Origin of the sequence: Streptomyces sp. NPDC005485, from assembly GCF_040606085.1 — a bacterium.
In the GTDB taxonomy this organism is placed as follows: Bacteria; Actinomycetota; Actinomycetes; order Streptomycetales; family Streptomycetaceae; genus Streptomyces.
Genome location: NZ_JBEXDZ010000020.1, coordinates 34,899 through 58,936, shown reverse-complemented (window position 1 = coordinate 58,936; position 24,038 = coordinate 34,899). Strand labels below are relative to the sequence as shown.

Below are 24,038 nucleotides of genomic sequence, written 5' to 3'. Positions count from 1 at the left end.
AACACAGAGGCACTCCGGCTCGTTGTCATTACGTGAGCACGACACCACCTGTTCTCGCCGCAGAGCTGGCAGGGGCGTGGGCCGACATTCAGCGGCACCACTCCGAACTGCCGGATCTTGCCGCGCCAGAGTCCCTGATCGGAGAGTCGTCGTCCGCCTGCGGGCACGAACTCTCCTTCGAACGACTGCTTCACGAGGCAGTCCACGGCATCGCCGCCGCGCGAGGAGTCCGCGACACCTCGCGCGCCGGCCGGTACCACAACCGCAGATTCCTCGCGATCGCCGAGGAGCTGGGCCTGGACCACCCCGAGGAACCGCATCCCAGCAGCGGCTTCTCCCTGGTCACGCTCAACCCCGAGGCGAAGCGCCGCTACCGCCCGACGATCGAGCGGCTGCAGCGCGCCCTCAAGGCACACACCGTCGCGACAGCCGCGGACACCGCCCGCAGCTTCCGTGGCCCGGCCGCCCGGCACGGCTCCTCCGGAGGAGGTGTCCGCGTCAAGGCGGTGTGCGACTGCGGTCGCAATGTCCGGGTCGTCCCGTCCGTCCTGGCTCAGGCACCGATCATGTGCGGAGGGTGCGGGAAGCCGTTCCGGATCCCCGAGGTGGTCGGCGCGGCGGCCGGCTGAGCGGCACCCCGCGGGCGCCGGGTTGCGCAGTCGTCCGGCCGCGTTCTGCAACGGCATCTCGTGGATGCCGCTTCACGCGACCGGCGTCGGCTCACCCCGGCGCCGGACGCCGCCCGGCCGCAGGTCGCTGCAGGCCGCCCCGGTCAAGTCGCCCCGCCAGGATGTGGCACAATGGCTAGCTGTACTCGACAGCCGCACAGGACCCCTCTCTCCTCCGGCTGACGCGTCCATCGGGCACTCGGGTACCGCAACCCCACGCGGCAATCTGCCGTGCCCAACCACGTCAAGACCAGGAGACACCACTTCCGTGGCAGTCAAGATCAAGCTGAAGCGTCTGGGCAAGATCCGTTCGCCTCACTACCGCATCGTCGTCGCCGACTCCCGTACCCGCCGTGACGGCCGGGCCATCGAGGAGATCGGTCTGTACCACCCGGTGCAGAACCCCTCGCGCATCGAGGTCGACTCGGACCGCGCGCAGTACTGGCTGGGTGTCGGCGCGCAGCCGACCGAGCCCGTTCTCGCGATCCTGAAGCTGACCGGCGACTGGCAGAAGTTCAAGGGCCTGCCCGCCCCGGCTCCGCTGCTCGTGGCCGAGCCGAAGGCCGCGCGCCCCCTCTTCGACGCCCTGGGCGGCGACGACGAGGGCAAGGGTGAGGCCATCACCCAGAAGAAGAAGGCTGAGAAGAAGGACGAGGCCCCCGCCGAGTCCGCGTCGACCGAGGCCTGAGCATGCTCGAGGAGGCTCTCGAGCACCTCGTGAAGGGCATCGTCGACAACCCCGACGATGTGCAGGTCGCCTCGCGTGACCTGCGCCGCGGACGCGTCCTCGAGGTTCGGGTGCACCCCGACGACCTCGGCAAGGTGATCGGTCGCAACGGCCGCACCGCGCGCGCTCTGCGTACCGTCGTGGGCGCAATCGGCGGCCGCGGTGTCCGCGTCGACCTCGTCGACGTGGACCACGTCCGCTGACGTAGCAGCAGCACCGGCTCGGGCCGGGGAGGGCCATTGGGCCGTCCCCGGCCCGTAGTCGTCTACGCAGTAATGCCGTAGGCACACGACAGGAGATACAGAGAAGTGCAGCTCGTAGTCGCGCGAGTGGGCCGCGCCCACGGCATCAAGGGCGAGGTCACCGTCGAGGTGCGTACCGACGAGCCGGAGCTGCGGCTCGGCCCCGGTGCCGTCCTGGCCACCGATCCGGCCTCCACCGGACCGCTGACCATCGAGACCGGCCGCGTGCACAGCGGCCGCCTCCTGCTGCGCTTCGAGGGCGTACGCGACCGGACCGCCGCCGAGGCCCTGCGCAACACCCTCCTCATCGCCGAGGTCGACCCGGACGCGAAGCCCGAGGACCCCGAGGAGTACTACGACCACCAGCTCATGGACCTGGACGTCGTCACCGTCGACGGCACCGAGGTCGGGCGGATCACCGAGATCTCGCACCTGCCCTCGCAGGACCTGTTCGTCGTGGAGCGCGCCGACGGCAGCGAAGTGCTCATCCCGTTCGTCGAGGAGATCGTCACCGAGATCGACCTGTCGGAGCAGCGCGCGGTCATCGACCCGCCGCCGGGCCTGATCGACGACCACGCCGAGATCGCCGCCCCCGAGGAGGAGGCGTGATGCGGCTCGACGTCGTCACGATCTTCCCCGAGTACCTCGACCCCCTGAACGTCTCGCTCGTCGGCAAGGCACGCGCGCGTGGACAGCTGAATGTGCACGTGCATGATCTGCGGGAGTGGACCTACGACCGGCACAACACGGTCGACGACACCCCTTACGGCGGCGGCCCCGGCATGGTCATGAAGACCGACCCCTGGGGCGACGCGCTGGACTCCGCCCTCGCGGACGGCTACGAGACGGGCTCCCAGGGCCCGGTCCTCGTCGTACCCACCCCCAGCGGGCGCCCCTTCACTCAGGAACTCGCCGTCGAGCTCTCCGAGCGGCCCTGGCTGGTCTTCACACCCGCCCGCTACGAAGGCATCGACCGCCGCGTCATCGACGAGTACGCGACGAGGATGCCCGTCTACGAGGTGTCCATCGGCGACTACGTCCTCGCAGGCGGCGAGGCTGCCGTTCTCGTGATCACCGAGGCCGTGGCCCGACTCCTGCCGGGCGTGCTCGGCAACGCCGAGTCGCACCGGGACGACTCCTTCGCCCCCGGAGCCATGGCCAACCTCCTGGAGGGGCCCGTCTACACCAAGCCCCCGGCATGGCGCGGCCGCGAGATCCCCGAGGTGCTGCTCAGCGGCCACCACTCCAAGATCGCCCGCTGGCGCCGCGACGAGGCCCTGCGCCGTACGGCGGCCAACCGCCCCGACCTCATCGAGCGCTGCGAGCCCTCGGCCTTCGACAAGAAGGACCGCGAAATGCTCTCCATCCTGGGCTGGGCACCGGACCCCGAAGGCGCTGCCCACGGTCGATTTTGGCGCAGGCCAGAGGTCGTGGGAGACTAGGTCGCTGTTGTACGTCGTCCGGCGCGCGCCCCTGCCACAGGGGGACACGACGCCCGCCCCGACGACGGACAGCACATCTCCTGGAAAAACTACTTCCGCGGATGACCTGTGGCATCAGCGAAGAAAGCAGACGAAATGTCTCACCTGCTCGACTCCGTCGACAACGCGTCGCTGCGCAGCGACATCCCGGCCTTCCGCCCGGGTGACACCGTCAACGTCCACGTCCGCGTCATCGAGGGCAACCGCTCCCGTGTGCAGCAGTTCAAGGGCGTAGTCATCCGTCGCCAGGGCGCCGGTGTCCGCGAGACCTTCACGGTCCGCAAGGTCTCCTTCTCGGTCGGCGTCGAGCGCACCTTCCCGGTGCACACCCCGATCGTCGAGAAGATCGAGCTCGTCACCAAGGGTGACGTGCGTCGCGCCAAGCTGTACTACCTGCGCGAGCTGCGCGGCAAGGCCGCGAAGATCAAGGAGAAGCGCGAGCGCTGAGTTCGCGTCGCCGGTCGCGAGCCGCAGGCGAGCGAACCGGCAAAAAGGTGTCACAGCGGGGCCGGATAACATCGGGCCCCGATGGACACCGAAGCACAGCACCTGGAGCGCGACCGCTCCTCCCGTCCTTCCGACTCCGAGGAGACCTCGGACACCGAAGGGCCGGAGGACCGGTCGCGCTTCGCGTTGCTCTCCCGGGTCGCCGAATGGCTCCCTGGTGGCCGGATCACCCTGACCGGGCTGGTCTGCCTGCTGTTTCTGCTGATCCTCAGCACCTTCGTGATGCAGCCGTTCCAGATCCCCAGCAGCTCCATGGAGCAGGGATTGAGGATCGGGGACCGCGTTCTCGTAAATAAGTTGGCGTACCGTTTCGGTTCCGAGCCGCAGCGGGGCGATGTCGTTGTGTTCGACGGCACTGGCTACTTCGGGAACGCCGACTACATCAAGCGCGTCGTCGGTGTAGGGGGAGACCATGTGGTCTGCTGCGACAAGGAGGGGAGGCTCAAGGTGAACGGCCGGTCGGTCGACGAGTCGACGTTTCTCTACCCGGGGGACAGCCCGTCCGACGCCTCCTTCGACGTCGTCGTGCCCGAGGGCACCCTGTTCGTCCTCGGAGACCACCGCAGCGACTCCCGTGACTCCCGCGACCACCTGGGCTCCCCGGGCGGCGGCATGATCCCCGTCGCAGACGTCATCGGCCGGGCCGACTGGGTCGCCTGGCCCGCGGACCACTGGACCCGCCTGGAGCGCCCCGGCGCCTACGCGCGCGTGCCCGCCGCGGACGGTGCCCATGGGTAACCGCGGCAAACCGCGCGGCGCCCCCAGCACGGCCGCCGACAACCTGCTGCCCACCGGGTCCCGGCGCGCCGGCGGGGCGTCCCGGCCGGGCCGTGCCGAGCGGCGCAGACTGCAGCAGAAGGTCAAGCGGCGCAGACGGCGTTCGGCGGTCAAGGAGATACCTCTTCTCGTCGGCGTCGCGGTCCTCATAGCCCTCGTTCTGAAGACCTTCCTCGTCCAGGCCTTCGTGATCCCGTCGGGCTCCATGGAGAACACGATCCAGATCGGTGACCGTGTCCTCGTCGACAAGTTCACGCCATGGTTCGGCTCCAAGCCGCAGCGCGGCGACGTCGTCGTCTTCAAGGACCCCGGGAACTGGCTCAAGGACGAGCAGTCGACGTCCAAGAAGGACGACCCCATCGTCGTCAAGCAGGTCAAGGAGGGGCTGACCTTCATCGGCCTGCTGCCTTCCGACAACGAACGGGACCTGATCAAGCGGGTCGTGGCCGTCGGCGGCGACACCGTGAAGTGCTGCGACACACAGGGACGCGTGACGGTCAACGGCACTCCCCTGAACGAGCCTTACATCCACGCCGCGGACAACAAGCCCTCCGCGTTCGCGTTCGAGGTGAAGGTTCCCGAGGGTCGCCTGTTCGTCATGGGCGACCACCGGGACAACTCGGCCGACTCGCGCTTCCACCGCACCGAGAAGTACAGCGGCACCGTCTCCGAGAAGTCGGTCGTCGGGCGGGCGATGGTCATCGCCTGGCCGCTCGGGCACTGGAGCCGACTCGAGGAACCGGACACATACGCGTCGGTGGCGGGCGGGTCGACCACCGCTCTCGGCCCGTCGCATAGGGTGGCCTCCGCGGATCTGAATGGATTGATCCCGCTCCCGAGCCCTGCGGAACTCCCGCTCGTTATGGGAGTGGTGGGCCTGCGTCGGATACGGCGCAGGCGGCGGCACGGAGTGAGGAGTGGATGTGGGGGATTTGGCGGTCGGCGCACGATCCGGACACGATGGACCCGAAGAGCGGCCGGAGCGAACCGACGAGACGGCCACCCCGGCCACGGAAGACGTCGCCACCTCCGGGAGTGACTCCGGGGACGACGGCGGTACGAAGGAGCAGGGCGAGCAGGAACAACCGCCCAGGAAGCCACGCTCCTTCTGGAAGGAACTCCCGCTCCTCGTCGGCATCGCGCTGGTTCTCGCGCTGCTGATCAAGACGTTCCTGGTGCAGGCGTTCTCGATCCCTTCGGACTCGATGCAGCACACCCTCGAAAAGGGTGACCGCGTCCTCGTCGACAAGCTCACCCCGTGGTTCGGCTCCGAGCCCGAGCGCGGCGAGGTCGTCGTCTTCCACGACCCCGACCACTGGCTGGACGGCGAGCCCACCCCCGAACCGAACGCCGTGCAGCGGGTCCTGGGCTGGATCGGTCTGATGCCGTCCGCCAATGAGAAGGACCTCATCAAGCGGGTCATCGGGGTCGGCGGCGACACCATCGAGTGCAAGGGCACGGGCCCGCTCAAGGTCAACGGCAAGGCGCTCAACGACACGGACTTCGTGTACGCCGGGAACACCCCGTGCAGCGTCGACGACGGCGGCCAGTTCAAGGTGAAGGTGCCCAAGGGCAAAATCTGGGTCATGGGTGACCACCGGCAGAACTCGCAGGACTCCCGTTACCACCAGCAGGACAAGAACAAGGGCTTCGTTCCGGTGGGCAACGTCGTGGGCCGCGCCATCGTGATCGCCTGGCCGCCCACCCGCTGGGACACGCTGCCGGTCCCGGACACCTTCGACCAGAACCTCAGCGCCGCCGCTCCGGGCGCCCTCGGACTCGTGGGCGCGGTGCCACTGGTGCTGTGGCGCCGGCGTCGCTCCACTGTCGGGGACTGAGGCTTTCTGGCGGAGGTACCGCCGGGTAGGGTGCCGTCCCAGATCACCGATCTTCCGCGGCCCGTCATCGGGCCGCGGGATCGATTCTCCGAGCTTGGGGAGCACTGGGATGAGCAGGACACGTCACACGGACGAGGGCCGCGGTCGGCTCGGCAGCGTGCTGTCGGGGCTGGCCGTGGCCCTCGGCTGTGCGCTCTTCCTCGGAGGCTTCGCCTGGGGCGCGGTCGTCTACCAGCCGTACACCGTGCCGACCGACTCCATGTCGCCGACCATCGTGGCCGGCGACCGGATCCTCGCCGAGCGGATCGACGGCGGTGACGTCGAGCGCGGTGACGTCGTGGTCTTCAAGCAGAAGTCCTGGGGAGACATGCTCCTCGTCAAGCGGGTCGTCGCGATCGGCGGCGACACGGTCGCCTGCTGCACGGACGGCAAGCTGACCGTCAACGGCAAGAAGATCGACGAGCCGTACCTCGCCAAGGGGCAGGCCGCCGAGTCGAGCACGATACCGACGATCAAGGTCCCCGAGGGCCGGCTGTTCCTGCTCGGTGACGAGCGCAGCGGCTCGCTGGACTCCACGGCCCACCTCACCGAGGCGGGCAGCGGTTCGGTGCCGCGCGGCGCGGTGAAGGCGCGCGTGGACGCCGTGGCATGGCCCATGGACGGCATGCTGAAGAGCCCCACGGGCTTCGAGACCCTCGGCACGATCTCGTCACCGGGACCGCTGCGGCTGGTCCTCACCGCGATCGTGGTGGGCGCGGTCCTCGTCATGGGCGGCGCGGCGTACGGTCCGATCGCCAAGCGTGCCGGCAGGCGCCGCCGGGTGGAGCCGGAGCCTGCCGGTGCCCGCTGAGACGTCGTACGGCGACGCGGCCGCGGAATCATCCGGCGAGGGCGGTCCGCGCAAGGTCGCCCGGGTCGTCCTCCTGGACCCGCGCGAGCGCATCCTGCTGCTGCACGGGCACGAGCCGGACGATCCCTCGGACAACTGGTGGTTCACGCCCGGCGGCGGCCTGGAGGGCGAGGAGACGCGTGAGGAGGCCGCCCTGAGGGAACTCGCGGAGGAGACCGGCATCACCGACGTCGAACTCGGCCCGGTGCTGTGGCGACGGATGTGTTCCTTCCCCTTCGCGGGGCGCCGGTGGGACCAGGACGAGTGGTACTACCTGGCCCGTACGACCCAGACGGCGACCGTGGCCGCCGGGCAGACGGAGCTGGAACGGCGCAGTGTCGCCGGAGCGCGCTGGTGGACGTGCCGGGAACTGGCCGAAGCGCATGAGACGGTGTATCCGACCAGACTCGCCGAGCTGCTGCGCAGACTGCTCGACGAAGGTCCCCCGGCCAGGCCCGAGGTCCTCGACACCGAAATCGTCTAGGGGCTCGCGGGGCTGGCGCACAATAGGGGGACGCACGGCTGAAGGGGAACATGCCATGAGCGCCGAGGACCTCGAGAAGTACGAGACCGAGATGGAGCTGAAGCTCTATCGGGAGTACCGCGATGTCGTCGGTCTGTTCAAATATGTGATCGAGACCGAACGGCGCTTCTACCTCACCAACGACTACGAGATGCAGGTGCACTCGGTCCAGGGCGAGGTTTTCTTCGAGGTGTCCATGGCGGACGCCTGGGTGTGGGACATGTACCGACCTGCTCGTTTCGTGAAGCAGGTGCGGGTCCTCACGTTCAAGGACGTGAACATCGAAGAGCTGAACAAGAGTGATCTGGAGCTGCCGGGCAGCTGAGCAGCGGAGCCGCGTGTCTGGGCCGAGCAGCCGAGGGGTCGGCCGGACGCTCTTGTGGGTGACGGAGTTATCCACAATCGTCCGGCCGTCCACCAAGATCCAATAGCGGGCCGTGGTGGGCCCAGTGTGGGTGCCGGAGGTGGTGCCGACATGAGCACACGCACGACGGGCAACGCACGCGGCGCACTGGGAAAGTACGGCGAGGACCTGGCCGCCAGGCGGCTGGTCGAGGCCGGGATGACGGTCGTCCAGCGCAACTGGCGCTGTGGCAGGACCGGTGAGATCGACATCGTGGCCCGGGACGGCGACGCACTGGTGATGTGCGAGGTCAAGACCCGCAGGTCCGGGGCCTTCGAACATCCGATGGCCGCCGTCACACCCGCCAAGGCCGGGCGCCTGCGCGATCTGGCCCAACGCTGGCTCCAGGAACACGGAGGCGCACCGCCAGGCGGGGTCCGTATCGACCTCGTGGGCGTCCTGCTCCCCGACCGCGGAGCACCCGTCGTCGAGCATGTGCGGGGGGTGGCCTGATGGGCTTCGCGCGTACGTGTTCCGTGGCGCTCGTCGGCGTCGAGGGCGTAGTCGTCGAGGTCCAGGCCGACCTGGAGCCCGGAGTCGCCGCCTTCACGCTGGTGGGGCTCCCCGACAAGAGCCTGACGGAGAGCCGCGACCGGGTGCGGGCCGCGGTGGTGAACTCCGGAGCCGAGTGGCCCCAGAAGAAACTCACGGTCGGACTGAGCCCGGCGTCCGTCCCCAAGGGCGGATCGGGCTTCGACCTCGCGGTGGCGTGCGCCGTGCTCGGAGCCGCCGAGCGCATCGATCCCCGCGTCCTCGCCGACATCGTGATGATCGGCGAGCTGGGCCTGGACGGAAGGGTGCGGCCGGTGCGGGGCGTGCTGCCGGCCGTCCTGGCCGCGGCCGACGCGGGCTACGAACAGGTCGTGGTCCCGGAGTGCGCGGCGGCCGAGGCCTCCCTGGTGCCGGGCGTCTCCGTGCTCGGGGTCCGCAGCCTGCGCCAGCTGATCGCGGTGCTCACGGACGAACCGGTGCCCGAGGAGCCGCCGGACGAGGTCGGCCGGCCCGACCCGCTCCTGGCCGGGCTGCGCCTGCCCGGCACGGGCGAGGCGACCGGCCTGTGCGGCATGGCCGTGGCCGAGCACGACCGGGGGCACGACCTCGCCGATGTGGTCGGTCAGCTCTCGGCGCGCACCGCGATGGAGGTCGCGGCCGCCGGCGGCCACCACGTCTTTCTCCAGGGCCCACCGGGCGCGGGCAAGACGATGCTGGCCGAGCGCATGCCGGCGATCCTGCCCCCGCTGACCCGGACCGAGTCCCTGGAGGTGACGGCCGTCCACTCGGTCGCGGGCCTGCTGCCGGCGGGCAAACCGCTGGTGAACGACCCGCCCTACTGCGCGCCCCACCACTCGGCGACGATGCAGGCGCTCGTCGGCGGCGGCAAAGGGCTCGCGCGGCCCGGAGCGGTGTCGCTGGCACATCGAGGGGTGCTCTTTCTGGACGAGGCACCGGAGTTCAGCGGCTTCACGCTGGACGCCCTGCGCCAGCCTCTGGAGGCCGGGTACGTCGTCATCGCGCGCAGCGCCGGTGTCGTGCGGTTCCCGGCGAAGTTCCTGATGGTCCTGGCGGCCAATCCCTGCCCCTGCGGGCGCTTCAGCGTCGCGAACGACCTCTGCGAGTGCCCGCCCTCCAGCGTCCGCCGCTACCAGGCCAAACTCTCCGGGCCCCTGCTCGATCGGATGGACCTGAGGGTCGACGTGGAGCCGGTCACCCGAGCCGAGCTGACCGAGCGCGGCGCCCAGGGCGAATCGACGCGGACGGTGGCCGACCGGGTGCGCGCGGCCCGGGAGCGCGCGGCCGCACGCCTCGCCGGGACCCCGTGGCGCACCAACAGCGAGGTGCCGGGGCGGGAACTGCGCAGCCGCTGGCAGGCGCGGCCGGGCGCGATGGACGAGGCGGAACGGGGCCTGGAGCGCGGCGCGCTGACGGCACGCGGCCTCGACCGGGTGCTCCGCGTCGCCTGGAGCGTCGCCGACCTGAGCGGGCACGACCGCCCCGACGCCGGGGACGTCGCCCTCGCCCTGCAACTGCGCACCGGCGTACCCCGAGGCGTGCCGATGCTGATCGGTTCGCGCCCATGACGGACGACGAACGGCATGCCCGGGTGGCCCTCGCCCGCATCATCGAACCCGGGGACGAACTCGGCGGACGGTGGCTGCGGGAGTTCGGGGCCGTGGAGGTGGCGCGGCGGCTGGTGGGGGGAGGCGAGCCGCTGCCGGGGGCTTCGGCGAAGCGCTGGGAGGGGCTGCGGGGGCGGGTCGGCCGGGTGCGGCCGGAGCGGGATCTGGCCGAGGCGCGGGCGGCCGGGGCGCGGTTCGTCTGCCCCGGTGACCCGGAGTGGCCCGCGCAACTCGACGACCTGGGGGACTCCCGGCCCACCGGGTTGTGGGTGCGGGGGCGGCCCAGCCTGCGGATATGGGCGCTGCGGTCGGTGGCGGTCGTCGGGGCGCGGGCCTGTACCGAGTACGGGGCACATGTGGCGGCCATGCTCGGCTCCGGGCTCGCGGAGCGGGGCTGGGTGGTGGTGTCGGGCGGCGCGTACGGCGTGGACGGCGCCGCGCACCGGGGCGCCCTCGGGGCGGGCGGCGCGACCGTCGCCGTGCTGGCCTGCGGCGTCGACCGGCCCTATCCGCGCGGCCATACCCAGTTGATCACCAGGATCGCGGAACAGGGGCTGGTCGTGGGGGAGTTGCCGCCCGGCGACCACCCGACACCGAGCAGGTTCATCCTCCGCAACAGGGTGATCGCGGCGCTCACCCGGGGGACCGTGGTCGTCGAGGCGGCGTACCGCAGCGGGGCGCTGGTCACCGCGCGGGCGGCGCAGCGGCTGGGGCGGTTCACGATGGGGGTTCCCGGACCGGTCACCAGTGGGCTGTCGGCCGGGGTGCACGAACTCCTGCGCGGCGAAGCGGTGCTGGTCTCCGACGCCGAGGAAGTCGCCGAACTGGTGGGCGACATGGGAGAGCTCGCCCCGGACCGGCGCGGGCCCGTGCTGCCGCGCGACCTGTTGGAGCCGGGGGCGCGGCGAGTGCTGGCCGCACTGCCGGGCCGGGCGGCCGCGAGCGCGGACGAGATCGCCCGTGAGGCCGGAACGGCGAAGGACGACGTGGTCGGGAGACTGTACGAGCTCCGATCACTTGGTTACGTCGAACGACACGGCGACGGCTGGAAGTTGACACGCCAGGCAATGATCTCCGTCCGCGGTGATCGGAAGGAGTGCTGACCGAGAGTGTTCGGCCGTCCGGGCGAACCGCCGACACCCTTGGCAATTCCCGCAGTTGGTGCTTCCCGGTGATCACACAGGGCGACGGTTCTGACCCCGGGGAGCGTCCAGCGGAACGTATCTGCGCAGGGGTGATCCCCCGCCCTTCGCGCACTGCGACACTCCAGTCACGCTACGCTCACGTGGATTCCGACGTAGACAGGCAACTCGACATCAGACCGACAGCTCACCCAGGCACCCCCAGTTCACGGCAGAACGGCACAAGGCGACGAATGCCCCAGCACACCTCCGGGTCCGACCGGGCGGCGATTCCCCCAGCTGCCCGCGACGGCGGTAGCGTGCGCCCGCCCGCTCCCTCGACCCTCGACGAGCTGTGGCGCTCGTACAAGGCGACGGGCGACGAGCGGCTGCGGGAGCAGCTGATCCTGCACTACTCGCCGCTGGTCAAGTACGTCGCGGGCCGGGTGAGCGTCGGTCTGCCGGCCAATGTCGAGCAGGCGGACTTCGTGTCGTCCGGGGTGTTCGGGCTGATCGACGCCATCGAGAAGTTCGACATCGAGCGGGAGATCAAGTTCGAGACCTACGCGATCACCCGGATCCGGGGCGCGATGATCGACGAACTGCGGGCGCTGGACTGGATTCCGAGATCGGTGCGGCAGAAGGCGCGCAACGTCGAGCGGGCCTACGCCACGCTGGAGGCGAAGCTGCGGCGTACGCCCTCGGAGGGCGAGGTGGCCTCCGAGATGGGCATCGGGGTGGAGGAACTCCACGCGGTCTTCAGCCAGTTGTCGCTGGCCAACGTGGTCGCCCTGGAGGAACTGCTGCACGTCGGCGGCGAGGGTGGTGACCGGCTGAGCCTCATGGACACCCTGGAGGACACCGCGGCCGACAACCCCGTGGAGGTCGCCGAGGACAGGGAGCTGCGGAGGTTCCTGGCGCGGGCGATCAACACCCTGCCGGAACGCGAGAAGACCGTCGTCACGCTCTACTACTACGAAGGGCTCACTCTCGCGGAGATCGGCAATGTGCTGGGTGTGACCGAGAGCAGGGTGAGTCAGATCCACACCAAGTCCGTGCTCCAGCTGCGGGCGAAGCTGGCGAGCTTCGGGCGCTGAGCCCGGTGGTGCAGGGTGCTGAATCGTCCCTGCCCGGCCCGATTCCGGCCGGGGTCTTGTTCGGGCGGGTGGGCGGAGTGACTGCCGCCGGGGGCGGTCCGTCCGTAAAGTGGTTGACGTGCCAAGGATTCGAGCGGCCTCCGTGGCCGAGCACCGGTCGATGCAGCGAGCCGCCCTGCTGGACGCGGCACGGTCCCTGTTGTCCGAGGGCGGGACGGAGGCGCTGACGTTCCCGGCGCTCGCCGAGCGGACGGGGCTCGCGCGTTCCTCCGTCTACGAGTACTTCCGCTCCCGTGCGGCCGTCGTCGAGGAGTTGTGCGAGGTCGACTTCCCCCTCTGGGCGGCGGAGGTCGAGGCGGCGATGGCCGCGGCCGACAGTCCCGAGGGCAAGGTGGAGCAGTACGTCCGACGGCAGCTCGCCCTCGTCGGGGACCGGCGGCACCGGGCCGTGGTCGCCATCTCCGCGAGCGAGCTCGACGCCGGTGCACGCGAGAAGATCCGTGCCGCGCACGGGGGGCTTGTCGCGATGATCGGCGAGGCGCTCGGGGCCATGGGCCATGTGGAGCCGCGGCTTGCGGCGATGTTGTTGCAGGGCATCGTGGATGCCGCGGTGCGGCGGATCGAGCTCGGCGCGGCCGAGGATCCGGGGGCCGTCACCGACGCGGCGGTCGCCATGGCACTGCGGGGGGTTCGGGGCTAGCCCCCTGGTCACCCGGGCACCGGCAGCAAACGCGAAGGCCCCCTGTTGAGCAGCCAGGGCGGCAGCAGCGACAAGGGATCCAGGTAGGTCCCCGCTCTCAGCAGGCCCCAGTGCAGGCACGATGCCGGGCAGTGGGCGGACGGGGGCTCCAGGGCGCCGAGGGTGTCGCCCGCCGCGACCTCGTCGCCCTTTTCCACCGTCGCGCGGACCGGGCTGTACGTCGTCCGCAGCGGGGGTTCGCCCGTCCCCGAGAGCTCCACCGAGACCACGCCCCGGCCCGCCACCCGCCCGGCGAAGGACACCCGGCCCGGGGCCACCGCCCGCACCGAGGTGCCCGCGAGCGCCGCCAGGTCCACACCCCGGTGGCCCGGGCCGTAGGGCGTCGCCGGAGGCTCCCAGCCGCGTACGACCAGAGGGCGGGAGCCCACCGGCCAGGCGCGGGCGACGGACGGTACCGGGGCGTCCTGCTCCGGTGGTCCGGGCGGTGCCGTACCGCTCGGCCACGCGAGAGCGGACGGGGACGGCACCCCGAGAACGGCCGCCGTCAACAACAGCAGCACCCCCGGCCACGTACGCACACATCGTTTCGCTCGCATGCCGCAACCGTGCCGCGGATCGGGCCGGGAGGACCGGGACCTGTGGAGTACCGACCGGTTGTGGACAGCGGCGTCACCCGGCACCTCGCGGGTCCCGTACACTTCATGTGGCGATCCGGGTCACCGGGTCGACTTCGCACGCCCCGACATCAGGCCATGAGTCGCAAGACGAAAGCCGATGTCAGCGCTCCTCGGTCCTCAGGGCAAGGCGCACGCGGGCGTCAGGCGCGAGTGCCGTCCGGCACACGCGGCACAACCGAGAAAATCAAGGAGAACGGCTATGGCCGTCGTCACGATGCGGGAGCTGCTGGAAAGCGGCGTCCACTTCGGTCACCAGACCCGTCGCTGGAACCCGAAGATGAAGCGCTTCATCTTCACCGAGCGCAACGGCATCTACATCATCGACCTGCTCCAGTCGCTGTCGTACATCGACCGCGCCTACGAGTTCGTCAAGGAGACCGTCGCCCACGGCGGCACGGTCATGTTCGTCGGCACGAAGAAGCAGGCGCAGGAGGCCATCGCGGAGCAGGCCACCCGCGTCGGCATGCCCTACGTCAACCAGCGCTGGCTGGGCGGCATGCTCACCAACTTCTCGACCGTCTACAAGCGTCTGCAGCGCCTCAAGGAGCTTGAGCAGATCGACTTCGAGGACGTCGCCGCGTCCGGTCTCACCAAGAAGGAGCTTCTCGTGCTCTCGCGCGAGAAGGCCAAGCTGGAGAAGACCCTCGGTGGTATCCGCGAGATGTCCAAGGTTCCCAGCGCCGTCTGGATCGTGGACACCAAGAAGGAGCACATCGCGGTCGGTGAGGCCCGGAAGCTCAACATCCCGGTCGTCGCCATCCTCGACACCAACTGCGACCCCGACGAGGTCGACTACAAGATCCCGGGCAACGACGACGCGATCCGCTCCGTCACCCTGCTCACCCGCGTGATCGCCGACGCCGTCGCCGAGGGCCTCATCTCCCGTTCCGGCGCCGGCAAGGCCGCCGAGGGTGACAAGGCCGCGGGCGAGCCGCTGGCCGCGTGGGAGCGCGACCTGCTCGAGGGCGAGAAGAAGGCCGACGAGGCGCCTGCCGCCGAGGCCGAGAAGCCGGCTGAGGCCGCTGCCGAGGTCGAGGCTCCGGCCGAGGCCCCCGCTGCCGAGGCCCCTGCCGCCGAGGTCGAGGCTCCGGCCGCCGAGGCTCCCGCCGCGGACGCCGAGCAGGCCTGACCCCTCACCCCTTCGGGTATTCGAACGGCGGGGGCCCACCAAGCCCCCGCCGTTCGGCCCGTAGATCTTCAGACTTCGAGAGAGATTCCAGGAATCATGGCGAACTACACCGCCGCCGACGTCAAGAAGCTCCGTGAGCTCACCGGCGCAGGCATGATGGACTGCAAGAAGGCGCTGGACGAGGCCGAGGGCAACGTCGACAAGGCCGTCGAGGCCCTGCGCATCAAGGGCCAGAAGGGCGTCGCCAAGCGCGAGGGCCGCTCCGCCGAGAACGGCGCCGTGGTCTCGATCATCGCCGACGACAACACCTCCGGTGTCCTGGTCGAGCTGAAGTGCGAGACGGACTTCGTCGCCAAGGGCGAGAAGTTCCAGGCCGTCGCCAACCAGATCGCCCAGCACGCCGCCGCCACCGCCCCCGCCGACATCGAGGCGCTGCTCGCGTCCGAGATCGAGGCCGGCAAGACGGTCCAGGCGTTCGTCGACGAGGCCAACGCCACCCTGGGCGAGAAGATCGTCCTGGACCGCTTCGCCGCGTACTCCGGCACCTACGTCGCCGCGTACATGCACCGCACCATGCCCGACCTGCCCCCGCAGATCGGTGTCCTGGTCGAGCTGGACAAGGCCGACGCCGACCTCGCCAAGGGTGTCGCGCAGCACATCGCGGCCTTCGCGCCGAAGTACCTCTCCAAGGAGGACGTCCCGGCCGAGGTCGTCGAGACCGAGCGCCGCGTCGCCGAGGAGACCACCCGCGCCGAGGGCAAGCCCGAGGCCGCCCTTCCGAAGATCGTCGAGGGTCGTGTCAACGGCTTCTTCAAGGAGGCGACTCTCCTGGGCCAGCCCTACGCGCTGGACCAGAAGAAGTCCGTCCAGAAGGTCCTGGACGAGGCCGGTGTCACCCTGAAGCGTTTCACGCGCATCAAGGTCGGCATCTGAGTCCGTACCGCGATCGACGCGCGACCCCGCTAGGGTCGACAGCAGTCGTCCGCGCCAATCGCGTATGCGGCCCCGCACGCGCGTGTGGCGGACGACAGCAGATCTGACGAGGAGGCCATTGCCGCGCATGGGAGTCAGCACCCCATCGGCAATGGCCTTCTTCGTATGTGCGACACGTAAAAGAGGCGAGATCTCCATGACCACCACCCAGGCCGACAACGGCGAGAAGAGCGACGACGGCAAAGGCGCGGGACGCTTTCTGCTGAAGCTTTCCGGTGAGGCGTTCGCCGGTGGCGGGGGACTGGGCGTCGACCCAGACGTGGTGCACAAGATCGCCCGCGAGATCGCGGCCGTCGTGCGCGGCGGTGCCCAGATCGCGGTCGTCATCGGCGGCGGCAACTTCTTCCGCGGCGCCGAACTGCAGCAGCGCGGCATGGACCGGGCCCGCTCCGACTACATGGGCATGCTCGGCACGGTCATGAACTGCCTCGCCCTCCAGGACTTCCTGGAGAAGGAAGGCATCGACAGCCGCGTCCAGACCGCCATCACCATGGGCCAGGTCGCCGAGCCGTACATCCCGCTGCGTGCCGTGCGCCACCTGGAGAAGGGCCGTGTGGTCATCTTCGGCGCCGGCATGGGCATGCCGTACTTCTCCACCGACACCACCGCCGCCCAGCGGGCCCTGGAGATCGACGCCGAGGCCCTGCTGATGGGCAAGAACGGCGTGGACGGGGTCTACGACTCCGACCCGAAGACCAACCCTGAAGCGGTGAAGTTCGACTCGCTCGGCTACGGCGAGGTCATCACGCGCGACCTCAAGGTCGCCGACATGACGGCCATCACCCTGTGCCGGGACAACAAGCTGCCCATCCTGGTCTTCGAGCTTCTGGCGGAGGGCAATATCGCGCGCGCCGTCAAGGGTGAGAAGATCGGCACTCTTGTGGGTGACCAGAGCAGCCGAGCCTGACCGAGCCCCATCCCGACCGGGGCTCCGCCCTGTCGGGGGACGGACCCTGACCGGGGGATGGACAATGTCCTGCCGGTCGGGAACCGTGCAGGAACAAGACGCGACGCAGCCGGCCGCCACCCACCGGAAGCCGGGCCTACTCAAGACACGCAGGAGCAAGTGGTGATCGAAGAGACCCTCCTCGAGGCCGAGGAGAAGATGGAGAAGGCGGTCGTGGTCGCCAAGGACGACTTCGCCGCTATCCGCACAGGCCGTGCGCACCCGGCGATGTTCAACAAGATCGTGGCCGACTACTACGGCGCGCTGACACCGATCAACCAGCTGGCCTCGTTCGCGGTGCCGGAGCCGCGCATGGCCGTGGTGACCCCGTTCGACAAGACCGCGCTGCGCAACATCGAGCAGGCGATCCGCGACTCCGACCTGGGCGTCAACCCCAGCAATGACGGCAGCCTCATCCGAGTGGTCTTCCCGGAGCTGACCGAGGAGCGCCGCAGGGACTACATCAAGGTCGCCAAGACCAAGGGTGAGGACGCCAAGGTCTCGATCCGCTCCGTGCGCCGCAAGGCCAAGGACACCATCGACAAGATGATCAAGGACGGCGAGGTCGGCGAGGACGAGGGCCGCCGCGCCGAGAAGGAGCTCGACGACACCACGGCGAAGTACGTCGCCCAGGTGGACGAGCTCCTCAAGCACAAGGAAGCTGAGCTTCTCGAGGTCTGATGAACGACTCTTCCTGGGGAGCACCGCCAAAAGCCGGGTACTGGGGGCCGTCCGACCAGGGGCCTGTCCAGGGGGCTGCCCCGGCGGGTCCCACCTACGATGGGCATGAAGCCCAGCAGACTCGCCCCATGCCCATCGTGCCCGACGTACCCGCACATGGCGGAGACCAGGATGGCGACCGGGGGGCCGCTCGGCTGAGTGGCCCCCCGTTCCGCGACGACAGCCCGTTCACAGCGCCGGTGCCCTTCGGGACCCCGTCGCACAATCCGCAGAGCCCGCAGGAGCCCATGCCCAGCGCCGCCCCCCAGCCCGTCCCCGCACCTCAGAAGAAGAGTGCGGGACGCGACCTGGGCGCGGCCATAGGAGTGGGCGTCGGGCTCGGCGCGGTGATCGTCGCATCCCTGTTCGTCGTCAAGGCCGTCTTCATCGGCGTGATAGCGGTCGCCGTGGTCGTGGGCCTGTGGGAGCTCACCTCGCGGCTGGAGGAGCGCAAGGGCATCAAGGCGCCCCTCGTCCCGCTGGCGGTCGGTGGCGCGGCGATGGTCGTCGCCGGATACGTCCGGGGCACCGAGGGCGCGTGGGTGGCGATGGCACTCACCGCACTGGCCGTCCTGGTCTGGCGCATGACGGAACCGCCCGAGGGTTACCTCAGGGATGTCACGGCGGGGGTCTTCGCGGCCTTCTACGTGCCGTTCCTGGCCACCTTCGTCGCGCTGATGCTCACGGCCGACGACGGGCCGCGCCGCGTCCTGACGTTCCTGCTGCTGACCGTGGTCAGCGACACCGGCGCGTACGCGATCGGCTGGCGCTTCGGCAAGCACAAGCTCGCCCCGCGCATCAGCCCCGGCAAGACCCGCGAGGGTCTGTTCGGCGCGGTCTCCTTCGCGATGGTCGCGGGCGCACTGTGCATGCACTTCCTGATCGACGACGGCACCTGGTGGCAGGGTCTGATCGTCGGCTTCGCGGTCGCGGTCAGCGCCACGCTCGGTGACCTCGGCGAGTCCATGATCAAGCGTGACCTGGGCATCAAGGACATGGGCACGCTGCTCCCGGGCCACGGCGGCATCATGGACCGGCTGGACTCGCTGCTGCCCACGGCCCCGGTGGTCTGGCTGCTTCTCGTCCTCTTCGTCGGCTCCGGCTGACCCACGGGTCCGCTGGTGCGGGGCCCGCTGTCCACCGGACGGCGGGCCCTTCGTCCATGTCCCTCGGGTTTTTCAACGGGGGATGATCTGCGTGGGAGCGATGCTTTTCAATCGGCTTCCTCCTCGGCGCCGCCGTCCTGCCCCTGGCCCGCCGACTGCCGCACCGGGTGTCGCCGGGCCTTTCGAGGGCCCCGGAGGCGACGGCCGCAGGTCACGCCAATTGATCTGCGACACTGGTACAGCCATGCCTAAGCCCGGAGAACTCACATTCGTCGCCCCCCGCGGAGCCAAGAAGCCGCCGCGGCACCTTGCCGATCTCACGCCCGCCGAGCGTAAAGAGGCGGTTGCCGCGATCGGTGAGAAGCCGTTTCGCGCCAAGCAGCTGTCGCAGCACTACTTCGCGCGGTACGCGCACGACCCCGCGGAGTGGACGGACATTCCGGCCGCCTCGCGCGGGAAGCTCCAGGAGGCGCTGCTGCCGGAGCTGATGTCGGTCGTGCGGCACATCAGCTGTGACGACGACACCACCCGCAAGACCCTGTGGAAGCTCTTCGACGGGACACTCGTCGAGTCCGTGCTGATGCGGTACCCGGACCGGGTCACCATGTGCATCAGCTCGCAGGCCGGATGCGGCATGAACTGCCCGTTCTGCGCCACCGGCCAGGCCGGTCTCGACCGCAACCTGTCCACCGGCGAGATCGTCCACCAGATCGTGGACGGGATGCGCGCCCTCAGGGACGGCGAGATTCCGGGCGGTCCGGCGCGGCTGAGCAACATCGTGTTCATGGGCATGGGGGAGCCGCTCGCCAACTACAAGCGGGTCGTCCAGTCCATCCGTGCCCTCACCGACCCCGAGCCCGATGGACTCGGGCTGTCGCAGCGCGGCATCACCGTCTCCACCGTCGGGCTGGTGCCGGCCATCCACCGGTTCGCCGACGAGGACTTCAAGTGCCGCCTCGCGATCTCGCTGCACGCGCCGGACGACGAGCTGCGCGACACCCTCGTCCCCGTGAACACGCGGTGGAAGGTGCGCGAGGTGCTGGACGCCGGATGGGAGTACGCCGCCAAGTCGGGACGCCGGCTCTCCATCGAGTACGCCCTCATCCGCGACATCAACGACCAGGCGTGGCGCGGTGACCGTCTCGGCCGGCTCCTGCGGGGCAAGCCGGTGCATGTGAACCTGATCCCGCTGAACCCCACACCCGGCTCCAAGTGGACGGCCTCGCGGCCCGAGGACGAGAAGGCGTTCGTCGAGGCCATCGCGGCGCACGGCGTGCCGGTCACCGTCCGGGACACCCGCGGCCAGGAGATCGACGGGGCGTGCGGACAGCTCGCTGCCAGCGAGCGGTAGTCTGATCCGCGTACGTACATCTTCATATTCCGACAGGGGAGCGCCACAGCGCTGAGAGTGCGGGACAGACCGCAGACCCTCTGAACCTTGCCCAGGTCATTCTGGGTAGGAAGTTCGGTCATCACTCAAGCTGTTGCGCCCTGCCCGGGAACTCTCAGAGGTTCCCGGGCAGGGCCGCGTCTCTTCCTGGTCACTCCAGGAGGAATCCAGTGAGCACCACCATCAGCAGGATCACGGCAGTGGTCGCGGCGGCCGGACTCGGCATCGTCACGCTGTCCGCCTGCGGCTCGTCCGACTCCGCTTCCGCCGGCGGCGGGGGCGCCGCCTCCAAGACCGTGACGCTCGTCAGCCACGACTCCTTCGTCTACTCCAAGGCCGTACTGAAGGCGTTCGAGAAGGAGTCCGGCTACAAGGTCAAGGTCCTCAAGGACGGCGACGCCGGGCAGGCCGTCAACAAGGCGATCCTCACCAAGGACAACCCCCAGGGCGACGTCTTCTTCGGCGTCGACAACACCCTGCTCTCCCGGGCCCTCGACAACGGGCTGTTCCAGTCCTACGAGGCCAAGGGCGCCGGCACGATCAAGTCCGAGTACCTGGTCGACCAGGACAGGCACCGGGTCACGCCCATCGACTCGGGCGACATCTGCGTCAACTACGACAAGGCCTGGTTCAGCGAGCACAAGCTGACACCGCCGGCCTCGCTCGACGACCTGATCAAGCCCGCGTACAGGAACCTGCTCGTCACGGAGAACGCCTCCACCTCCTCGCCCGGCCTCGGTTTCCTGCTCGGGAGTGCCGCGCGGTACGGCGACGACGGGTGGCAGGGCTACTGGAAGAAGCTCAGGGTGAACGGCGTGAAGGTCGTCGACGGCTGGGAGCAGGCGTACAACGACGAGTTCTCCGGCTCCGCGGGCGGCAAGAAGGCCAAGGCCGACCGGCCCCTGGTCGTCTCGTACGCCTCCTCGCCGCCCGCCGAGGTGATCTACGGCGACCCGAAGCCGAAGACCGCGCCGACCGGGGTCGCGGCCGGCACCTGCTTCCGCCAGGTCGAGTACGCGGGCCTGCTGAGCAACGCCGGGAACGCCAAGGGCGGCAAGGCGCTCATCGACTTCCTGATCACCAAGAAGTTCCAGGAGGACATGCCGCTCAACATGTTCGTCTACCCCGTGGTCGAGGGGGCGCAGGTGCCCGCCGAGTTCACGAAGTACGGCCCGGCGGCCAAGGACCCCGAGACCATGGCCCCCGCCAGGATCGCCGCCAACCGTGACCAGTGGGTCAAGTCGTGGACCTCGCTCGTACTGAAGTAGCGCCCCGGCCCCGGAAAGACCTCCGGGGGAGCGCGGCGCGGCTCGGTCTGATGGCCGTGCCCGTCGCGTTCTTCGGGGTCTTCTTCGCCTATCCCGTCGCCGCGATCGTCGCACGCGGCCTCAAGGTCGACGGGGTCTGGCGGTGGGGGCGGATCGGGGACGTCCTCATGCAGTCCGACATCCGGCACGTCCTGTGGTTCACCACCTGGCAGGCGCTCGTGTCGACGGCGCTCACGCTGCTGATCGCACTCCCCGGCGCATATGTCTTCGCGCGCTTCGATTTCAGGGGCAAGCAGATCCTGCGGGCCGTGGTCACCGTTCCGTTCGTGCTGCCGACCGTTGTCGTCGGTACGGCGTTCCTGGCGCTCGTCGGCCGCCGCGGACTGCTCGACGAGCTGTGGGGTCTGCGGCTGGACACCACCGTGTGGGCGATCCTGCTCGCGCACGTGTTCTTCAACTACGCGGTCGTCGTACGGACCGTCGGCGGCCTGTGGGCGCAGCTCGATCCGCGGCAGGAGGAGGCCGCCCGGATGCTGGGCGCCTCGCGGTTCGCGGCCTGGCGGAAGGTGACGCTTCCGGCGCTGGGCCCGGCCGTGGCCGCGGCCGCGCTCATGGTCTTCCTCTTCACCTTCACCTCCTTCGGTGTGGTGCAGATCCTCGGCGGCCCCACCTTCTCCACGCTCGAAGTCGAGATCTACCGGCAGACCTCCGAGATCTTCGACCTCTCCACGGCCGCGGTGCTGACGATCATCCAGTTCGCGGCCGTCGGCGCGATCCTCGCCGTGCACGCCCGGACCGTACGGCGCCGGGAGAGCGCCCTGCGCCTGGTGGACGCCTCCGTGACCGCCCGGCGGCCGCGCGGGGCCGGGCAGTGGGCCCTGCTCGCGGGGGTGCTGGTGAGCATCGCCGTGCTGCTGGTGCTGCCGCTCGCCGTGCTCGTCCAACGGTCGCTGGACGCACCGGGGTTCACGTACTACAAGGCGCTCACGCGTGACGACGGCGGGATCTTCCTGGTCGCGCCGATCGAGGCGATCGGCAACTCGCTGCGGTACGCGCTCGCCGCCACCGTCATCGCCGTCCTGATCGGGGGCTTGGCGGCTGCCGCCCTCACCCGGCGGGCAGGGCGCCTCGTGCGCGGTTTCGACGCGCTGCTGATGCTGCCGTTGGGCGTCTCCGCGGTGACGGTCGGCTTCGGGTTCCTGATCGCGCTGGACGAGCCGCCGTTGAACCTGCGCAGCTCGTGGCTGCTCGTGCCGCTCGCGCAGGCGCTGGTCGGCGTCCCCTTCGTCGTCCGCACCATGCTGCCCGTCCTGCGGGCCGTGGACGGGCGGCTGCGGGAGGCCGCCGCGGTGCTCGGGGCGTCGCCGTGGCGGGTGTGGCGCGAGGTGGACCTGCCGATGGTGCGCAGGGCGCTGCTGGTCGCGGCCGGGTTCGCGTTCGCCGTGTCGCTGGGCGAGTTCGGGGCGACCGTCTTCATCGCGCGGCCGGACAATCCGACGCTGCCGGTCGCCGTGGCCCGGCTGCTGGGCCGCGCGGGTGATCTCAACTACGGCCAGGCGATGGCGCTTTCGACGATCCTGATGGCGGTGTGCGCGGTGGCACTGCTGCTCCTGGAACGCGTCCGCACCACTTCGACCGGGGAGTTCTAGATGCTGCTGAGCCTTCAGGACGCGACCGTGCGCTTCGGCGGGCGGGCCGTGCTCGACGCCGTCGACCTGGACGTCGCCGAGCACGAGATCGTGTGCGTGCTCGGGCCGAGCGGCAGCGGCAAGTCGACACTCCTGCGGGCCGTGGCCGGGCTTCAGCCCCTCGACGCGGGGCGGGTGCGGCTGGGCGGCCGGGAGATGAACGGCGTGCCCGCGCACAAGCGGGGCGTCGGCCTGATGTTCCAGGACCACCAGCTCTTCCCGCAGCGGGACGTCGGCGGCAACGTCGCCTTCGGGCTGCGCATGCACGGCGCGTCGAAGGATGAACAGGCCCTGCGGGTGCGGGAGTTGCTGGATCTCGTCGGGCTGCCGGGTGCGCACAGGCGTGCCGTCGCCGCGCTCTCCGGCGGCGAGCAGCAGCGGGTCGCGCTGGCCCGCGCGCTGGCGCCGCGCCCCCGCCTGCTGATGCTCGACGAACCGCTCGGCCAGCTCGACCGCTCGCTGCGCGAACGCCTTGTCGTCGAACTACGGGAGTTGTTCGGCGAGTTGGGCACCACAGTGCTCGCCGTCACGCACGACCAGGGCGAGGCGTTCGCGCTCGCCGACCGCGTCGTGGTGATGCGCGACGGGCGGATCGCCCAGTCGGGTACGCCCCTTGAGGTCTGGCAGCACCCGGCGGACGAGTTCGTGGCGCGCTTCCTCGGCTTCGACAACGTGGTCGAGGCGACAGTGAGCGGTGAGGCCGCGGACACGCCCTGGGGGAAGGTCCCGGTCCCCGAGGGTTCCCCGCAGGGCCCGGGCACGCTGCTCGTACGGCCCGCCGGCGTACGGCTCGTGGCGGCGGCGGACGGCCTGCGCTGCACCGTGGCCGCACACACCTTCCGGGGCACCCACGTCGCCGTACAACTGCAACCGCAGGACGCGCCGCGCCTTGAGGCGGCGTGCGCACTGCGGGACGCGCCGGAGCCGGGGGACGAGGTCGGCGTGTCGTTCGACGCGGCCGAGATCGTCGTGCTCGGCTGATCGTTCGACGCAGCCGAAAATTGTCGTACCCGTGGAGTCGGTCGGCACAT

Annotated in this window: 27 protein-coding genes and 1 riboswitch; of the genes, 26 read left to right on the top strand and 1 reads right to left on the bottom strand. The window is 70.0% G+C overall.

Going from position 1 to position 24,038, the window contains the following annotated elements; translation table 11 throughout:
- Nucleotides 1–32: 32 nt before the first annotated feature.
- From ABZS97_RS09975 to ABZS97_RS09895, 17 genes are all read left to right on the top strand, one after another.
- On the top strand, nucleotides 33–629 hold the full coding sequence (locus ABZS97_RS09975; RefSeq protein WP_356135646.1) for a hypothetical protein: 597 nt from the start codon (nucleotides 33–35) through the stop codon (nucleotides 627–629).
- A gap of 307 nt (nucleotides 630–936) precedes the next feature.
- Nucleotides 937–1,356 (top strand): 30S ribosomal protein S16, encoded by a 420-nt coding sequence (rpsP, locus tag ABZS97_RS09970; RefSeq protein WP_356135644.1) that lies wholly within the window; start codon nucleotides 937–939, stop codon nucleotides 1,354–1,356.
- A 2-nt stretch (nucleotides 1,357–1,358) separates the two neighbouring features.
- A complete protein-coding gene (locus ABZS97_RS09965) occupies nucleotides 1,359–1,598 on the top strand; it encodes an RNA-binding protein (RefSeq protein ID WP_005479813.1) in 240 nt (79 codons plus the stop codon).
- 105 nt (nucleotides 1,599–1,703) lie between these two features.
- Nucleotides 1,704–2,246 (top strand): ribosome maturation factor RimM, encoded by a 543-nt coding sequence (rimM, locus tag ABZS97_RS09960; RefSeq protein WP_356135642.1) that lies wholly within the window; start codon nucleotides 1,704–1,706, stop codon nucleotides 2,244–2,246.
- Entirely contained in the window at nucleotides 2,246–3,079 is an 834-nt protein-coding gene (gene trmD, locus ABZS97_RS09955) for a tRNA (guanosine(37)-N1)-methyltransferase TrmD (RefSeq protein ID WP_356135640.1), read from the top strand. The genes rimM and trmD overlap by 1 nt, the downstream gene beginning before the upstream one ends.
- 135 nt (nucleotides 3,080–3,214) lie before the next feature.
- The gene (gene rplS / locus ABZS97_RS09950; RefSeq protein ID WP_171143238.1) at nucleotides 3,215–3,565 is read left to right on the top strand and encodes a 50S ribosomal protein L19; all 351 of its coding nucleotides are present in this window, start codon (nucleotides 3,215–3,217) and stop codon (nucleotides 3,563–3,565) included.
- Nucleotides 3,566–3,646: 81 nt separating this feature from the next.
- Nucleotides 3,647–4,363: a signal peptidase I gene (gene lepB / locus ABZS97_RS09945; RefSeq protein WP_356135637.1), complete on the top strand. Its 717-nt coding sequence runs from the start codon at nucleotides 3,647–3,649 to the stop codon at nucleotides 4,361–4,363.
- Nucleotides 4,356–5,441: a signal peptidase I gene (gene lepB / locus ABZS97_RS09940; protein WP_356135635.1), complete on the top strand. Its 1,086-nt coding sequence runs from the start codon at nucleotides 4,356–4,358 to the stop codon at nucleotides 5,439–5,441. Before lepB (ABZS97_RS09945) ends, lepB (ABZS97_RS09940) begins: the two co-directional genes overlap by 8 nt.
- Complete coding sequence (gene lepB / locus ABZS97_RS09935) at nucleotides 5,326–6,240, top strand: signal peptidase I (RefSeq protein ID WP_356135633.1); 915 nt, start codon at nucleotides 5,326–5,328, stop codon at nucleotides 6,238–6,240. The genes lepB (ABZS97_RS09940) and lepB (ABZS97_RS09935) overlap by 116 nt, the downstream gene beginning before the upstream one ends.
- 109 nt (nucleotides 6,241–6,349) lie before the next feature.
- Nucleotides 6,350–7,090, top strand: coding sequence for a signal peptidase I (gene lepB, locus ABZS97_RS09930; protein WP_356135631.1), 741 nt, complete (start codon nucleotides 6,350–6,352; stop codon nucleotides 7,088–7,090).
- The gene (locus tag ABZS97_RS09925; protein ID WP_356135629.1) at nucleotides 7,080–7,613 is read left to right on the top strand and encodes an NUDIX hydrolase; all 534 of its coding nucleotides are present in this window, start codon (nucleotides 7,080–7,082) and stop codon (nucleotides 7,611–7,613) included. The genes lepB (ABZS97_RS09930) and ABZS97_RS09925 overlap by 11 nt, the downstream gene beginning before the upstream one ends.
- 55 nt (nucleotides 7,614–7,668) lie before the next feature.
- Nucleotides 7,669–7,977 (top strand): DUF2469 domain-containing protein, encoded by a 309-nt coding sequence (locus ABZS97_RS09920; RefSeq protein WP_005311352.1) that lies wholly within the window; start codon nucleotides 7,669–7,671, stop codon nucleotides 7,975–7,977.
- A 150-nt stretch (nucleotides 7,978–8,127) separates the two neighbouring features.
- Nucleotides 8,128–8,508, top strand: coding sequence for a YraN family protein (locus tag ABZS97_RS09915; protein WP_356135627.1), 381 nt, complete (start codon nucleotides 8,128–8,130; stop codon nucleotides 8,506–8,508).
- Nucleotides 8,508–10,133 carry a YifB family Mg chelatase-like AAA ATPase gene (locus tag ABZS97_RS09910; RefSeq protein ID WP_356135625.1) on the top strand — a complete coding sequence of 542 codons (1,626 nt, stop codon included), beginning with the start codon at nucleotides 8,508–8,510 and terminating at the stop codon, nucleotides 10,131–10,133. Before ABZS97_RS09915 ends, ABZS97_RS09910 begins: the two co-directional genes overlap by 1 nt.
- Nucleotides 10,130–11,275 (top strand): DNA-processing protein DprA, encoded by a 1,146-nt coding sequence (dprA, locus tag ABZS97_RS09905; protein WP_356135623.1) that lies wholly within the window; start codon nucleotides 10,130–10,132, stop codon nucleotides 11,273–11,275. The genes ABZS97_RS09910 and dprA overlap by 4 nt, the downstream gene beginning before the upstream one ends.
- A gap of 272 nt (nucleotides 11,276–11,547) precedes the next feature.
- Nucleotides 11,548–12,390: an RNA polymerase sigma factor WhiG gene (gene whiG, locus ABZS97_RS09900; protein ID WP_356135621.1), complete on the top strand. Its 843-nt coding sequence runs from the start codon at nucleotides 11,548–11,550 to the stop codon at nucleotides 12,388–12,390.
- A gap of 142 nt (nucleotides 12,391–12,532) precedes the next feature.
- Entirely contained in the window at nucleotides 12,533–13,090 is a 558-nt protein-coding gene (locus tag ABZS97_RS09895; protein ID WP_356135675.1) for a helix-turn-helix domain-containing protein, read from the top strand.
- Nucleotides 13,091–13,098: 8 nt separating this feature from the next.
- On the opposite strand, the gene ABZS97_RS09890 is transcribed toward ABZS97_RS09895, so the two are convergent.
- Complete coding sequence (locus ABZS97_RS09890; RefSeq protein WP_356135619.1) at nucleotides 13,099–13,686, bottom strand: M23 family metallopeptidase; 588 nt, start codon at nucleotides 13,684–13,686, stop codon at nucleotides 13,099–13,101.
- Between the two features lie 280 nt (nucleotides 13,687–13,966).
- On the opposite strand from ABZS97_RS09890, the gene rpsB reads away from it, so the two are divergent.
- The 9 genes from rpsB to ABZS97_RS09845 all read left to right on the top strand — a co-directional run bounded on the left by rpsB (nucleotide 13,967) and on the right by ABZS97_RS09845 (nucleotide 23,988).
- Nucleotides 13,967–14,896 carry a 30S ribosomal protein S2 gene (gene rpsB, locus ABZS97_RS09885; protein ID WP_356135617.1) on the top strand — a complete coding sequence of 310 codons (930 nt, stop codon included), beginning with the start codon at nucleotides 13,967–13,969 and terminating at the stop codon, nucleotides 14,894–14,896.
- Nucleotides 14,897–14,992: 96 nt separating this feature from the next.
- Nucleotides 14,993–15,829, top strand: coding sequence for a translation elongation factor Ts (tsf, locus tag ABZS97_RS09880; RefSeq protein ID WP_356135614.1), 837 nt, complete (start codon nucleotides 14,993–14,995; stop codon nucleotides 15,827–15,829).
- A 196-nt stretch (nucleotides 15,830–16,025) separates the two neighbouring features.
- Entirely contained in the window at nucleotides 16,026–16,796 is a 771-nt protein-coding gene (pyrH, locus tag ABZS97_RS09875; RefSeq protein ID WP_356135612.1) for a UMP kinase, read from the top strand.
- Nucleotides 16,797–16,958: 162 nt separating this feature from the next.
- Complete coding sequence (frr, locus tag ABZS97_RS09870) at nucleotides 16,959–17,516, top strand: ribosome recycling factor (protein WP_356135610.1); 558 nt, start codon at nucleotides 16,959–16,961, stop codon at nucleotides 17,514–17,516.
- A complete protein-coding gene (locus ABZS97_RS09865; protein ID WP_356135608.1) occupies nucleotides 17,516–18,661 on the top strand; it encodes a phosphatidate cytidylyltransferase in 1,146 nt (381 codons plus the stop codon). The genes frr and ABZS97_RS09865 overlap by 1 nt, the downstream gene beginning before the upstream one ends.
- A 244-nt stretch (nucleotides 18,662–18,905) precedes the next feature.
- A complete protein-coding gene (gene rlmN, locus ABZS97_RS09860) occupies nucleotides 18,906–20,012 on the top strand; it encodes a 23S rRNA (adenine(2503)-C(2))-methyltransferase RlmN (protein ID WP_356135606.1) in 1,107 nt (368 codons plus the stop codon).
- Between the two features lie 24 nt (nucleotides 20,013–20,036).
- Nucleotides 20,037–20,142, top strand: a riboswitch (TPP riboswitch).
- Between the two features lie 79 nt (nucleotides 20,143–20,221).
- The gene (locus tag ABZS97_RS09855; protein WP_356135605.1) at nucleotides 20,222–21,319 is read left to right on the top strand and encodes a thiamine ABC transporter substrate-binding protein; all 1,098 of its coding nucleotides are present in this window, start codon (nucleotides 20,222–20,224) and stop codon (nucleotides 21,317–21,319) included.
- A complete protein-coding gene (locus ABZS97_RS09850) occupies nucleotides 21,295–22,968 on the top strand; it encodes an iron ABC transporter permease (protein WP_356135604.1) in 1,674 nt (557 codons plus the stop codon). The genes ABZS97_RS09855 and ABZS97_RS09850 overlap by 25 nt, the downstream gene beginning before the upstream one ends.
- Nucleotides 22,969–23,988, top strand: a complete 1,020-nt coding sequence (locus ABZS97_RS09845; protein WP_356135603.1) for an ABC transporter ATP-binding protein — start codon at nucleotides 22,969–22,971, stop codon at nucleotides 23,986–23,988.
- Nucleotides 23,989–24,038: the final 50 nt, after the last annotated feature.

What these genes read in the sequence shown, in the direction of transcription:
- ABZS97_RS09965 (WP_005479813.1), top strand. Translation starts at nt 1,359, where the DNA reads ATGCTCGAGGAGGCTCTCGAGCACCTCGTGAAGGGCATCGTCGACAAC.
- trmD (WP_356135640.1), top strand. Translation starts at nt 2,246, where the DNA reads ATGCGGCTCGACGTCGTCACGATCTTCCCCGAGTACCTCGACCCCCTG.
- rplS (WP_171143238.1), top strand. Translation starts at nt 3,215, where the DNA reads ATGTCTCACCTGCTCGACTCCGTCGACAACGCGTCGCTGCGCAGCGAC.
- lepB (WP_356135637.1), top strand. Translation starts at nt 3,647, where the DNA reads ATGGACACCGAAGCACAGCACCTGGAGCGCGACCGCTCCTCCCGTCCT.
- lepB (WP_356135635.1), top strand. Translation starts at nt 4,356, where the DNA reads ATGGGTAACCGCGGCAAACCGCGCGGCGCCCCCAGCACGGCCGCCGAC.
- lepB (WP_356135631.1), top strand. Translation starts at nt 6,350, where the DNA reads ATGAGCAGGACACGTCACACGGACGAGGGCCGCGGTCGGCTCGGCAGC.
- ABZS97_RS09920 (WP_005311352.1), top strand. Translation starts at nt 7,669, where the DNA reads ATGAGCGCCGAGGACCTCGAGAAGTACGAGACCGAGATGGAGCTGAAG.
- ABZS97_RS09915 (WP_356135627.1), top strand. Translation starts at nt 8,128, where the DNA reads ATGAGCACACGCACGACGGGCAACGCACGCGGCGCACTGGGAAAGTAC.
- ABZS97_RS09910 (WP_356135625.1), top strand. Translation starts at nt 8,508, where the DNA reads ATGGGCTTCGCGCGTACGTGTTCCGTGGCGCTCGTCGGCGTCGAGGGC.
- dprA (WP_356135623.1), top strand. Translation starts at nt 10,130, where the DNA reads ATGACGGACGACGAACGGCATGCCCGGGTGGCCCTCGCCCGCATCATC.
- whiG (WP_356135621.1), top strand. Translation starts at nt 11,548, where the DNA reads ATGCCCCAGCACACCTCCGGGTCCGACCGGGCGGCGATTCCCCCAGCT.
- ABZS97_RS09890 (WP_356135619.1), bottom strand. Translation starts at nt 13,686, where the DNA reads ATGCGAGCGAAACGATGTGTGCGTACGTGGCCGGGGGTGCTGCTGTTG.
- rpsB (WP_356135617.1), top strand. Translation starts at nt 13,967, where the DNA reads ATGGCCGTCGTCACGATGCGGGAGCTGCTGGAAAGCGGCGTCCACTTC.
- tsf (WP_356135614.1), top strand. Translation starts at nt 14,993, where the DNA reads ATGGCGAACTACACCGCCGCCGACGTCAAGAAGCTCCGTGAGCTCACC.
- pyrH (WP_356135612.1), top strand. Translation starts at nt 16,026, where the DNA reads ATGACCACCACCCAGGCCGACAACGGCGAGAAGAGCGACGACGGCAAA.
- ABZS97_RS09865 (WP_356135608.1), top strand. Translation starts at nt 17,516, where the DNA reads ATGAACGACTCTTCCTGGGGAGCACCGCCAAAAGCCGGGTACTGGGGG.
- rlmN (WP_356135606.1), top strand. Translation starts at nt 18,906, where the DNA reads ATGCCTAAGCCCGGAGAACTCACATTCGTCGCCCCCCGCGGAGCCAAG.
- ABZS97_RS09845 (WP_356135603.1), top strand. Translation starts at nt 22,969, where the DNA reads ATGCTGCTGAGCCTTCAGGACGCGACCGTGCGCTTCGGCGGGCGGGCC.